We start from the raw sequence: 12,105 nt of genomic DNA on the forward strand, positions 1-12,105 counted from the left end.
TGTTAATGGTGATGATGGACAGATAGCAAATACATCTCACATTAATGACAAAGTGCCGGTCTTTTGGTCAGCATTTGAGAAAACTTACCGTGCAATCCTGTCAGTTTGATATGCCTTCTCAAACATCATGTAGTGCGTAAAACTGATGTCGCCATTGATTTTAAATTCATTCGTGACGTCCACTTTTGATAAAAAATTGTGTTTAATATGTTAATAAACATGATGAATTACTAAAATCAATCAAGCTAATTTCTTCAATTTTCGGAATATTCCTATATCTTTTGAAGTTAAATTCATTGCACTATTGATTATCTATTAACCTATAAGTGGTAAGAATATGATGACCAATTTAGTTAGACCCACTCTTCGCACTGTAAACCAATGGGGAAATCAATAGAATGGCAAAAGGCTATTATCTGCTCGTTGGTGATAAAACGACCTGTGGTGGAATCATTATCACCGGTGACCAGACCATCACATTTAACGGGCGGGCAACCGCGCGTGAAGGGGATCACGTCACCTGCGGTAAACATTCCGGTACTTACATGATTGCCGGGGGCGTACCCAGCATGTTTAGCATGGGGCGGCGATTGGCGGGCACATTAGATAGTGTCAGCACTTGCCCCTGTCGGGCCCGGCTGATTAATTCCGTGATGGACAGCTATGAGAAGCAGGAGGAGGTTGCTGATCGGGCTGTTGCTCCCACTAATATGGCGGGGCAGAATGTCGCTTCGCCTGTGAAGGCGGCGGGAAGCGTTCAGCCCGGTCCACCGCCTGTGACGCAGGCTCCTCCACCGCCGATAGCGGTGTTTACGAAATCCTGCCAGCGGGGCAAAGGCTGTACGGATGCGGGAACCGAGGCTGAACCCGCGAATAACTTTGGCAGAATGGGGATATATCAGGTGCCGTCATCTTCGGCTCCGGTAGTGGCGCAAAAGCCTGAACCGCCTCCCCAGGGCAAGAAACACCCGCCAGAGCCGGATAAGCCGCAGGATAAAAAATTACCGTGGTATAAACGCTGGTTTCGTGGTGGAAAAGCGCAGGCTGAAGCCGCTGCTACAGCCGTAGCAGCCACCACCCGCAGCGTGGCCGCGGATGGGGAAGCGCTGGTGATGCGTTACATTGGCGGTGGCGCTGCCAGCTCCGGGCGCTGGCTGGCGGCCCAAAATCCGTTGACGGTCGGGTTAATGGGATTGTTTTATTCACCGAAGCTGAATGAAGGTGAAGAGGACTACTTAAACCGCTATCGCCTTAGTGAGATTGCCGAACAGTTTGGCAAAGCCCCGACTCGTGTGCGTTTCCGCTGGATAAGAGATGAAAAAAGCGGCAGGATGACGGTTCAGGGGTATCACGTTGGCCCGGAAAGTGGTCTGGATAAAGTGCCGGTTCGTATGATGACACTGAATCGGACCACCGGTAATTATGAATTCTGGGAGCCGGGAGAAAATCGGCCAACGATATTATGGACGCCGAACGAACAGGAGTTTCAGGTTCCAGCCCATACCGGGAATGAAGAACGGCCGTTTATTCCGTCGCAAATCACTGTGTTACCAATCCCGGAAAAAGTGGGCAGCGATATTGAATCGTTGCCGATGCCGGAAGAAAAGGATTTCCGCGATTATATTCTGATCTTCCCGATCCCGAATATGCCGCCGGTGTATGTGTATCTGAGTAAACCGCCGGTGAAGCCGCTGGAAGTGGGGGAATATCATGATTTGGTTGGGCGCAGCTGTAATGATGAGATGGATATTGATCATATTCCGTCTCAGGCGGCATTAAGGGAATATTTAATAAAAGCATACGGAGGAAAACTTCAAGAGCAAGATATTAAAGATTCTTTGAAAAAGGGTGCTTCCATTGCGATTCCTAAGCGAATACACCAAAAATATAGTGAAACTTACGGTGGACGGAATACACCAGAGAAAAAGATAAAAGATTCGATGAATCTGAAAGCGGCTGTAGACAGTAATTTTGATGCCCAAGTTCCCGGCTTACGGGAAGAAGGCTATACCGATATGCAGTTGAATAAAGCGCGGGAAGAACTTCATCGGTTGAATAAAAAACAAGGGTGGTATGAATAATGGTAGATATTACAGCAATGATTAAAAGCCTGGGACAAACAGTGGAACAGTTAGTTGAAAAGCAGCTTATTTCTGATAAAAAATTTGAATATCTTTTTGAAGGAGCTGATACGTTTAATTATGAGCCTGAATCTGGCCTGATCTTGGTATTTAATGATAAATCAAGAAAATTGATATCAGTTGAATTTACATTAATCAGTGTTTCTAGCGGTTCTAGCAGTAGTGAAACATATTATGGAGAAATGCCGCCCCCATTTACGTTGTCAATGGATAAAACGGCTGTCAGAGCGTTGATGGGCGAACCTGATGTTGCTTCAGGGGAAACAAAAATTCCTGTTATTGGTGTTGTAGGTGGACATGATTGCTACATTAGAAAACTTGACTCTATGTACCCTAATACAAATATTCGTGTCCTATATTTAGCTGATTTGCGTATTAGGGGACTGGTTTTTGAACGGTAAATATAATCTTTTTCTGCGGGAAACTTGAAAATCCAGGTTTAAGATGCATAAGTTCAACCAAGAGCAGAGGTTATACAAATAATGGCGGTTAATATTGAAGCATTAATTAATTGTTTGGGTAAGTCTTATCAGGAAATTTTTGATAAAGGGCTGATCCCTTATAAAACTAAACCAACAGGATACCCAGGAGATCCAGATATTACTCTGAATATGGCTAAAGAAGGTATGCATTTAGCTTTTAAAAGAGATGGTAAGATTTTATTTGCTGTAGAGCTTTTTTTGCTTGATCAGAAGAGACCTTCATACCAATTCCCTAATGAATTACCTTCTCCCTTGAAGCCTTTAATGACTAGGGAATGGGTTCATGAGCAGTTTGGTAAGCCAGAAAAGGCTCTTCCGCCGCGAAAATTTCTCAAGAAAGATGTTGGTTGGACGGAACTGTATACGCTACTGGATTTTCGGATACCAACCAGTATGCAGGTTGATTACGATCTATTGGAACAAGTAAAGTCAATTGCATTCTTATCCACATCAGAAGTACTTTGGTAATCAACAATGGATGGGAGGTTATTTTTAAAAGCCAATTCATTTGCGAGTGGTTTGAAAAACAAAATCGCAGATGAATTGGTTTAACCAAGAATAGGAGTTAGATAAATAATGGCGGTTAATGTTGAAGCGTTAATTAATGGTTTAGAGAAAACTTATTAGGAGATTTTTGGTGAAGGATTAATTCTTTATAAAATTAAACCAAATGGTTTTCCGGATGATGAGGTTATTTAGTTATAAATGGTAAAAGAGGGGGCTAGTGTTTTATAGTGATGGGATGAATTTAAAATAAATTACGTTAACCCTATTAAAGCTTTTATATCAAGTACGGATTTAACTCAATAAATGCAAATTTTCAAAATGAGAGTGAATTGCGTTTAATCGAGAATCATAAACCATTAATACAGAGTTGAAAAGAAATCCGCGCGTAAAATAACACTATCCGAACGGATGGGTATTAAAATGCTTTCTCGCCAGTTATTTTACGAAGAAAACCATAAAAAATAGCGTAATAAAAAAGGGATAAAACGGTTAATCTGACAGGATTTAAGCCCTGGAAAAGGGGTTGATTATCCAAAAAAAACAGAGTCAGTAAAGATAGAAAATAGATATAATTAGTATTGGTTAAACGTAAAATACAATATCCAATGATGATTAAACTTAACAAAAAGCAGACGTTAAAAGGGGAAAAAACAACGATTAAAACTTTATACCGATTAAAACCATAAGTTAAAAAATGACTTTTAATAACAGTTTAAAGCCTGCTTATCAAATAAAAGAAACGGGGAGATGAGAAAGCGCACCGGCCATTCTGGCGCGCTTATCACTGTTGCTAAATACGTTACAATTGTTGTCGGAATACTCGGCAGAGGAACTGACCCGGCTAATCGTCAGTGTCTTGGGTCAGTTCGGCGTGTGTAGATACCTATGTCCTTAGGGGGTAATTTACCCGTGGGGAAAGAAGGGGGGCTGACTGCTACTATTATTTTAATTCACTATAGCTATTTTTATTAACCCATGATTTTAAATCTAAATCATATATTCGATCTGCAGATTTAATCATTTCAGGACGATGTGCAATAAAAACACGTGTAATAGAAAGAGCATTTATTGCTTTCGTTATTTTTTTTCGTTATTAATGTCTAAATTGCTAGTTGCTTCATCAAGTAGCAATATAGAAGGGTGCCGATATAATGCTCTAGCTATAGCTACTCTTTGCCTTTGACCTCCAGAAAGAGTACTGCCTATATCACCAATTTTAGTTTCATATCCTAAAGGTAATTTCATTATCTCATCATCAATTGCGGCATAAGATGCACATTCCTCCATTCTTTCGTCGTTAGGAGATTCGGAGAAGCTAGTGATATTTTTTTTATTGTCCCTGACAGTAACTTATCATCCTGCATTACAAAAGAAATCTTCTGCCGAAGAGATTTTTTATCTATTGATGATATATTTTTCCCGTTTATAAGTATTTCACCATTAGTTGGCTCATAAAGACCAGCTAAGACATTCAACAAAGTTGACTTTCCACATCCAGATGCACCAACAATAGCTACACTTTCGCCAGGTAATATTTCAAGGTTAATTCCATCAAAAATATACGGTTGATTCTGTGAGTAACGGTAGGCTAGATTTTTAATGATGATAGAACCACTTATATTACTTCCAAATTTTTCTCCACCTTCAGATTCAGTAGGAGAAACAGCCACATCAGTTAAACGATGGCAATGCATGGAAATGAGGAAAAACTCAGAAAGAGCATCCGATAGCTTAATTACTCTTGAAACAATCATATCACCATATAACATCACCCCAAAAAGTGCACCTGTTGATAATCCAGAGTCGAAATAAATTGCGCCAGTGGTTAATATAAAAACCCCTGATAACCCTTGAAGAAGAATTCCTAGTGTATTGGTAAACAAGTCCATTTTGAATGTTCTATTTGCTGAACGAGTGGAATTAACAACATAATTAACCCACTCCCGACGGCGTAACACATCGAGATTCAACATTTTTATTGCTGTTATTGCACGGATAGACTCAATGAAATGTGATTGTTGAATGGATTCATGGATAATCGTTTCATTCTTTAATGTCTTGAATTTATTGAATAAACCAATCCTTATCGCTGCGTAAAATAATGAAAAAAAACAGGAGGGATTGCTAAAACTGGAGAGTAGTTAATGATAACAACTATAGATATAAATACAACAATAGCATCTAGAGCTGATGATATCATATTTGAATCAAAAGATTCTTGGATTGCACAAAGAGCTTGAAATCTTGATGAAATATCACCTATATGTCTTTTTATAAAAAAAGGGAGCTTAAGACTAACGACTCTATTGAAAAACATTTCCGCCCACTTAACCCCTAACGAATATCTAAGATTCATTAGTGTTATAGCTCTAATCACCGAAAAAAATGATTTAGCTAGCAATGCCGAGATAACAACAATCGATAAAGAATATATACCTTGAATATCATTTGAACGAATTAATGTATCGATGGTAAATTGTGTTGCTGCTGGAACTGAGATAGATAGGAGTTCAATGACAACGGAAATGGCAAGCACGCCAGAAAGGATTTTTCCTAATCCACTTATACCTTTGAATAAGTCTTTCACATTGACGTTAATTTCCAGAGGTTCTTTATTAAACGTTTCTATAGGCCATGCTTCCAATATAACTCCGGTAAATTTATCTGAAAGTTCCCTAAGAGATATAGAACGTTGACCTATAGCTGGATCGTGAATTATGGCACCCTTACGATTGACTTTAATCAAAATAACATAATGATTAAAAGACCAGTGAAGGATAACAGGTCGTGTTATAGTATGTAAATCCTCTATCTCAACACGAGAAGCACGGGAGGTCATCCCTACTTGTTCAAATGCATTGACGAGATTACGAAGTGTCATTCCATCCATAGTGACTTCATGAATCGAACGGGCTGCGGCTAGATCGACTCGTTTCCCAAAATACCCTGCGAGCATAACCAAACAGGCTAACCCACATTCGCTAATTTCGGATTGTAAAATTACCGGTATTTTTTTTCGCCTAAAAAACATATCTATCCCTCAGATCCCACTCTTATAATATTTTGTTTAATTGGAGAGAAAATCCATTCCCAAAGCGGTCGCCGGGTGGTTAAAATGTCGGCCTCAACTTCTACTCCTGTTGGTAATTCTCGCCCGTTTGCATCAGGGAGAACTACAACTCGAAAACGTCTGTTTTTACCTGATAGGGAATCAGGACTGTTACTAATTGATGTAATTTTTCCAGGCACTTTACCGAACCACTCCCAAGGTAAAGAAGCAACACGCATCATAACTGTTTGCCCCACTTTTACATCTGGTAAAGCATTAGGCGGTATTAATATTTCAATGAAAGGTTTAGCTCCGTTAGGAACAATTACAGCTGCAATTCCTCCGGTGTTAACCCGCTCTCCTTCAAATATTTTCATTGAAGCTATAGTACCTTCTATTGGTGCTATGATTCGCGATTCAACTGTCGCAGAAGAATTAATTACTTGCTGTTCTAATCTCATTATTTCTTGTTGAATAGATATAATCTCCTCTTTCTCTATGGTTTGTGAACGTGCAAGTTCGTCAACTAACTGAAGTTCCTCACCTATTGTGCGTTCTATGTTAATGTTAAGTATATCTATTTGAGAAAGGGAGTTATGATAATCGTTTTCTCTTTCTATTTTTTCAGACTCTACAGCTATCCCTTGATTACGCAAATCTTGATAAAAAACTAACCTTTTTTTTAGGTTTTCACTCCTTTTTGTTTCTGAGGAAAGAGCTTTTTTAATTGCAGATAGTTCCTGTTTCTTTATACTAATTCTATCTATCAAACGTAATCTTTCATTCTCACGTTCTTTTCCTTTTTCTTCCTTACGTTTTTTTAGTGATTTTATCTGTTTTTCTGCATTTTCTTGTAATGTTATATTAACGCCCCCGCCTTCGTACATAATATCATGATATACCGTCGCAATCAGATCCCCTTTTTTAACAAAATCTCCTTGCTGTACTTTTATCTTTGAAATCACTCCATCTTGATTAAAAACAGATTCAGCCGCAGCCGGAAAGTATAAAACTTGTCCAATGGCAGGGACTCTCTGGGCGTAATTGGTTAATAAAATTACAATTGCAATAATCAGAACTCCTATCGAGATCCATACTGCTACTGGAAGTATTGAAGGAACTGAAATGGAAAAGTCCCCTAACCACGAATTTTCTTTATAGCTGAGGGCTTCTTCACGAAAAATTGATTCTTTCTCGTTCATTTCTTATCTACTTAAATAAAGTTTTTCATTAGGCATATCTAAAATAATCTTATGACCTCGTAAAAAATCCATTCCTAATAACCCATCAAAATCGATATCTTTTGGCATATTTTGATTGATGACTATAGATATAATATTTTTTTTATCTCGTCTGGAATCATTTAAATCAACGGAAACGGTATTGTAATCTAGATTTGATGCTGTTTTATCGATCAACTTACAGCTTTTGAATTTAGTATCATTTGGAACGCTGTTATAAAATATAATTGAATGTGTTGCCGCAGTATCAAGAATAATATTTAACGGAATTCCATTTATCTCAGCACGTAAAGAAATTCCTGATTGCGTTAAATTAAAGTAATAAGAATGCCATGAAGTCATGTCGTAATGTTGATTTGTAAGAATCTGCAACTTGTTATCTTTAAAGTCTAAGAGTACCATTTGTTCTTTGAAAGCACCTAGTCCGATTACCTCGGACTCAGGATCTTTTCTTGTATCACCTATTGATAACCCCCACGGGATAAGGTTAACTAACTCTATGTTATTAAATGAAATATTTGAAATTAATAATTCTGAAATCATCCATCTTGAAACAGTAAAGATTCTTCCAGATAGATCACTCAGTTTTATATTGGCTTGTTTTTCCATTGATATTAAATCAGGTTCAGAAAGCAATTTTTCTATTTCATAACTGTATAAATGCAATCCTTTGCTACTTCCTGTATCCAACATTAACGTGTGATAACGGTTTGAGATTGTTACATCAACAATTGGAAGCCCATTATCATCATATCGGATATTTAATATCGGTAATTTCTCAGATGCATAAGAGAATGATGAGAAAAACAAAGCAACAAAAATTGTCTTTATCATTAGTTAACACTCCAAGTTTTTAGCAATAAAATCTTCATTTACACCAGAGGAAATTAAATGTGATGCGATTCTACTTAATATTTTTTTAATGGATGGACAGAATACAGTACGTCTATTAAAACCGTCTTTTTTAGAATATCTTTGGATGTGACTCCCTCCTCCACAAATATTTTTCCAAACGCATTCATTACACTCCTTGGGTAAATCATTACCAATTTCAAAGTATTTTTGCATCTGCCACGAGGAAATTACGTTATTTAGACTTAATTCGTTGACGTTTCCAATTGCCGTAAATATATCATCGTTAGATGACCGTAAAATGTCATCTACATAGATGTTACCTTCGGATCCCATTGTAAAAGCAACAATATCATTATTCATTTTTCCCATTCCTGCAACATGGAATATTCCTGGGTTTAACATCCCTTGAATGGTTGCATAAAAATATCTTACAATGATTTTTTTATCTGCATCAGAAAAAAATTCATCTACGGCCGAGCAAAAGAAATCAGATATACCATAAGGATTTTTGCAATTATCATGACTTTCATCAGGGATAAGAAAATCAAAGCTCTTGCAATTCAAAACATCTACAAAATGGCGATAAACTTCTGCGCCACTGGCGTTTGGATTAGCTACGCATAAAACACCTGGAGCGCTGGGTAATTTTCCATCCTTCCATGCCGACTGTATCTTAAAAAGCCCAGAAACAGTTGCATCATAAGTACCTCTCCCTTTATTATCAATGCGATTCTTATCGTTAATGTGTTTTGGGCCATCAATGGATACGCTGACACCGATATTATACTTTGAAAAAATATCTATCCATTCATCGTCAATTAACGTTGCATTAGTTTGTTACTTACTTTAGTGGTTCCTAATCCATTTCAACCAACGGTCGCCACCACCACAAACATCGTCGAGCAGTGATTGTGCCATTGCCTTCTGATCAGCACTCTTTTTTGTGGTTACAGTAGCTTTATTTTCTTTGATTTCTTTAGCTAACTTAGACATTTATTCGAATCCTTCTTTTTACTGTATCGGAATTGATACCTTATAAAATTCACACGAAAGATAAACATTTGCAAATATTTTTTTACAAAAAAATACAAAATTGAGCAATTTGTAAGTAGTGAACGCCATTACTGCGCAGATCTACAGTACATGAACGCAAGTTTTTCCGATGTAAGTACTTTATTGTAGGGTATTCCTAATGGGACGATTTTTGGGGCATTATATTAAAAATAGCTAAACCTAAGCAGTTTCCCCCGCAGGTAGAGCATAGGTATCTACACAATTGTCGTTAAAAATAGTATTGATGTTCAGTATACTTTCAACTTTTCTATCGCCAGGCTTGATGTCCGGCTCAAACGTCGATATCAATCTTTGGTTAAACAACCTATGAATCCTGCCGCTTTCCTTGCGCCGGCGATTAAAGATATCGTCAGTACCCAAAAGATCACCGTTGCCACCACTCGGGCTGTTTGGCGGTTTCTTAATAATGACCGTATTTCATTTAGCCAGCTCAATCAGCCGATGATTGAGCTGGCCCGACAGGGCATCGCTCAAAGTTCCCATGCTTATGCGTTGGTTGTTCATGATGGGTCTCGTTTACAGTTTGCCTCACATTCGCATAAAGCCCATTGGCTTCAGATGACGCTTGCCCGGGATATCAGTACCCGCGAATAACTTCGGGCGAATGGGGATATATCAGGTGCCGTCATCTCCCGCTCCGGTAACGGCGCAAAAGCCTGAATTGCCTCCCCAGGGCAAGAAACACCCGCCAGAGCCGGATAAACCGCAGGATAAAAAATTACCGTGGTATAAGCGGTGGTTTCGTGGTGGAAAAGCGCAGGTTGAAGCCGCTGCTACAGCCGTAGCAGCCACTACCCGCAGCGTGGCCGCGGATGGGGAAGCGCTGGTGATGCGTTACATTGGCGGTGGCGCTGCCAGCTCCGGGCGCTGGCTGGCGGCCCCAAATCCGTTGACGGTCGGGTTAATGGGATTGTTTTATTCACCGAAGCTGAATGAAGGTGAAGAAGATTATTTAAACCGCTATCGCCTTAGTGAGATTGCCGAGCAGTTTGGCAAAGCCCCGACGCGTGTGCGTTTCCGCTGGATAAGAGATGAAAAAAGCGGCAGGATGACGGTTCAGGGGTATCACGTCGGCCCGGAAAGTGGTCTGGATAAAGTGCCGGTTCGTATGATGACACTGAATCGGACCACGGGTAACTATGAATTCTGGGAGCCGGGAGAAAATCGGTCAACGATATTATGGACGCTGAACGAACAGGAGTTTCAGGTTCCAGCCCATACCGGGAATGAAGAACGGCCGTTTATTCCGTCGCAAATCACTGTGTTACCAATCCCGGAAAAAGTGGGCAGTGATATTGAATCGTTGCCGATGCCGGAAGAAAAGGATTTCCGCGATTATATTCTGATCTTCCCGATCCCGAATATGCCGCCGGTGAAGCCGCTGGAAGTGGGGGAATATCATGATCTGGCCGGACGCAGTCGTAACGATGGGATGGATATCGATCATATTCCGTCTAAGGCGGCATTGAAGTTGTTTCTAAAAGATAAGTTGGGTCAGGCTGCAACAGATAAAGACATAGATAAAATACTCAATAGCGGTGTATCCATAGCTATCCCTCATAGGATTCATAGGGGTTACAGTGAAACTTATAAAGGTAGAAATACAAAGGAGAAACAGGTTAGAGACGCGTCAGATATTGGGGCTGCGATAGACAGTAATTTTGATGCTCAGGTTCCTGGCCTACGGGAAGAAGGCTATACAGATGAACAGCTGAACAAGGCACGAGAAGAATTACACCAACTGAATAAAGAACAAGGGTGGTATAAATAGTGACTGATATTACGAAATTGATTCAATATCTTGGAAATACCGCTGAAACGTTAGTTGAAAATGGCGAGATACCTAAAGGGATATTTAGGTTTCATTTTGAAGGAGATGAATCGTTTAATTGTGAACCTGAAAAAGGAATCACATTAGTTTTTGATTCTAAATCCAGGCAATTGAATTCAATCCAGCTCATTCTGATTGATATACATGGTGATCATGATGAATATAATGGTGATTTACCACCTCCATTTTTACCTTTAATGGATAAGGCAACGGTAAGAGCTAAATATGGGGAACCTACGGCAACCAAAGATATGATAGAAGCACCGGTTATAGGTGTTATTGGTGGGTACGATGCTTATATAAATCGTATAAAACTCTATCCGAATGTGGAAGTTATTTTTATTTATGATTCTTATTATCGAGTAAGAGCACTCACTTTCAACTCTATCTGAAAAAGGGTATTTTTACATACTATCATCAATGGATAGTGACTACTAAGCCACTATCCGCTCTTAATATTGGCTTTTGTTCCATTTTATATGAGATCTTGGGTATTGATTGATGACAATTAACATATAAGCTATTTGATTGTTTAGGGAAAACTTATCAGGAAATTTTTGATAAGGGATTAATTCTTTATAAAACCAAACCAAATGGTTTTCCGGGTGATGAGGTTATTTAATTATAAATGGTAAAATAGAGGGGCTAGCGTTTTATAGTGAGGGGATGAATTTAAAATAAATTGCACTAACCCTATTAAAGTTTTTATATCAAGGACAGATTTAACTCAATAAATACAACTTTTCATAAGGAAAGTGAATTGCATTTAATCGAGAGTTATAAACCATTAATATAGAGTTAAAAAGAAATCCGCGCGTAAAATAGTACTATCCGACCAGATGGGTATTAAGGCACTTTCTCGCTGGTTATTTTACGAAGAAAACCATAAAAAATAAGGCAATAAAAAAGGGATAAAACGGTTAAT

Annotated in this window: 12 protein-coding genes and 2 pseudogenes; 8 read left to right on the forward strand and 6 right to left on the reverse strand. The window is 38.9% G+C overall.

Annotated elements, in window-relative coordinates; genetic code table 11:
* The first annotated feature begins 398 nt into the window (after positions 1–398).
* The 4 genes from LGZ99_RS22045 (at position 399) to LGZ99_RS22060 (ending at position 4,009) form a co-directional block, all read left to right on the forward strand.
* Entirely contained in the window at positions 399–2,081 is a 1,683-nt protein-coding gene (locus tag LGZ99_RS22045) for an S-type pyocin domain-containing protein (protein ID WP_262979599.1), read from the forward strand.
* Positions 2,081–2,542 carry a DUF6392 family protein gene (locus LGZ99_RS22050; RefSeq protein ID WP_262979600.1) on the forward strand — a complete coding sequence of 154 codons (462 nt, stop codon included), beginning with the start codon at positions 2,081–2,083 and terminating at the stop codon, positions 2,540–2,542. Before LGZ99_RS22045 ends, LGZ99_RS22050 begins: the two co-directional genes overlap by 1 nt.
* Positions 2,543–2,623: 81 nt before the next feature.
* Positions 2,624–3,091, forward strand: coding sequence for a DUF6392 family protein (locus LGZ99_RS22055; RefSeq protein ID WP_262979601.1), 468 nt, complete (start codon positions 2,624–2,626; stop codon positions 3,089–3,091).
* A gap of 786 nt (positions 3,092–3,877) precedes the next feature.
* The gene (locus tag LGZ99_RS22060) at positions 3,878–4,009 is read left to right on the forward strand and encodes a hypothetical protein (RefSeq protein WP_262979602.1); all 132 of its coding nucleotides are present in this window, start codon (positions 3,878–3,880) and stop codon (positions 4,007–4,009) included.
* A 198-nt stretch (positions 4,010–4,207) separates the two neighbouring features.
* On the opposite strand, the pseudogene LGZ99_RS22070 reads toward LGZ99_RS22060, so the two are convergent.
* From LGZ99_RS22070 to LGZ99_RS22095, 6 genes and pseudogenes are all read right to left on the reverse strand, one after another.
* Positions 4,208–5,103 (reverse strand): annotated as a pseudogene (locus tag LGZ99_RS22070) (ATP-binding cassette domain-containing protein).
* Between the two features lie 110 nt (positions 5,104–5,213).
* Positions 5,214–6,161: a cysteine peptidase family C39 domain-containing protein gene (locus LGZ99_RS22075; protein WP_262979605.1), complete on the reverse strand. Its 948-nt coding sequence runs from the start codon at positions 6,159–6,161 to the stop codon at positions 5,214–5,216.
* A 2-nt stretch (positions 6,162–6,163) separates the two neighbouring features.
* The gene (locus LGZ99_RS22080; RefSeq protein WP_262979606.1) at positions 6,164–7,381 is read right to left on the reverse strand and encodes an HlyD family secretion protein; all 1,218 of its coding nucleotides are present in this window, start codon (positions 7,379–7,381) and stop codon (positions 6,164–6,166) included.
* A 3-nt stretch (positions 7,382–7,384) separates the two neighbouring features.
* Positions 7,385–8,254, reverse strand: coding sequence for a pepsin/retropepsin-like aspartic protease family protein (locus LGZ99_RS22085; RefSeq protein WP_262979607.1), 870 nt, complete (start codon positions 8,252–8,254; stop codon positions 7,385–7,387).
* Positions 8,255–8,257: 3 nt separating this feature from the next.
* Entirely contained in the window at positions 8,258–8,839 is a 582-nt protein-coding gene (locus LGZ99_RS22090; protein ID WP_262979608.1) for an SPASM domain-containing protein, read from the reverse strand.
* Positions 8,840–9,121: 282 nt separating this feature from the next.
* Complete coding sequence (locus tag LGZ99_RS22095; RefSeq protein WP_262979609.1) at positions 9,122–9,268, reverse strand: hypothetical protein; 147 nt, start codon at positions 9,266–9,268, stop codon at positions 9,122–9,124.
* A 387-nt stretch (positions 9,269–9,655) separates the two neighbouring features.
* Here LGZ99_RS22095 and LGZ99_RS22100 point away from each other — a divergent pair, with 387 nt between their 5' ends.
* The 4 genes and pseudogenes from LGZ99_RS22100 (at position 9,656) to LGZ99_RS22115 (ending at position 11,802) form a co-directional block, all read left to right on the forward strand.
* Positions 9,656–9,943: a hypothetical protein gene (locus LGZ99_RS22100; RefSeq protein WP_262979610.1), complete on the forward strand. Its 288-nt coding sequence runs from the start codon at positions 9,656–9,658 to the stop codon at positions 9,941–9,943.
* Positions 9,933–11,120 (forward strand): annotated as a pseudogene (locus LGZ99_RS22105) (S-type pyocin domain-containing protein); the annotation flags it as partial. The gene LGZ99_RS22100 and the pseudogene LGZ99_RS22105, both read left to right, overlap by 11 nt.
* Positions 11,120–11,572 carry a DUF6392 family protein gene (locus LGZ99_RS22110; RefSeq protein ID WP_262979611.1) on the forward strand — a complete coding sequence of 151 codons (453 nt, stop codon included), beginning with the start codon at positions 11,120–11,122 and terminating at the stop codon, positions 11,570–11,572. The pseudogene LGZ99_RS22105 and the gene LGZ99_RS22110, both read left to right, overlap by 1 nt.
* A gap of 161 nt (positions 11,573–11,733) precedes the next feature.
* Positions 11,734–11,802 carry a hypothetical protein gene (locus tag LGZ99_RS22115; RefSeq protein ID WP_390894049.1) on the forward strand — a complete coding sequence of 23 codons (69 nt, stop codon included), beginning with the start codon at positions 11,734–11,736 and terminating at the stop codon, positions 11,800–11,802.
* Positions 11,803–12,105 lie beyond the last annotated feature (303 nt).

It is taken from the genome of Photorhabdus temperata (assembly GCF_025384845.1).
GTDB lineage: Bacteria > Pseudomonadota > Gammaproteobacteria > Enterobacterales > Enterobacteriaceae > Photorhabdus > Photorhabdus temperata.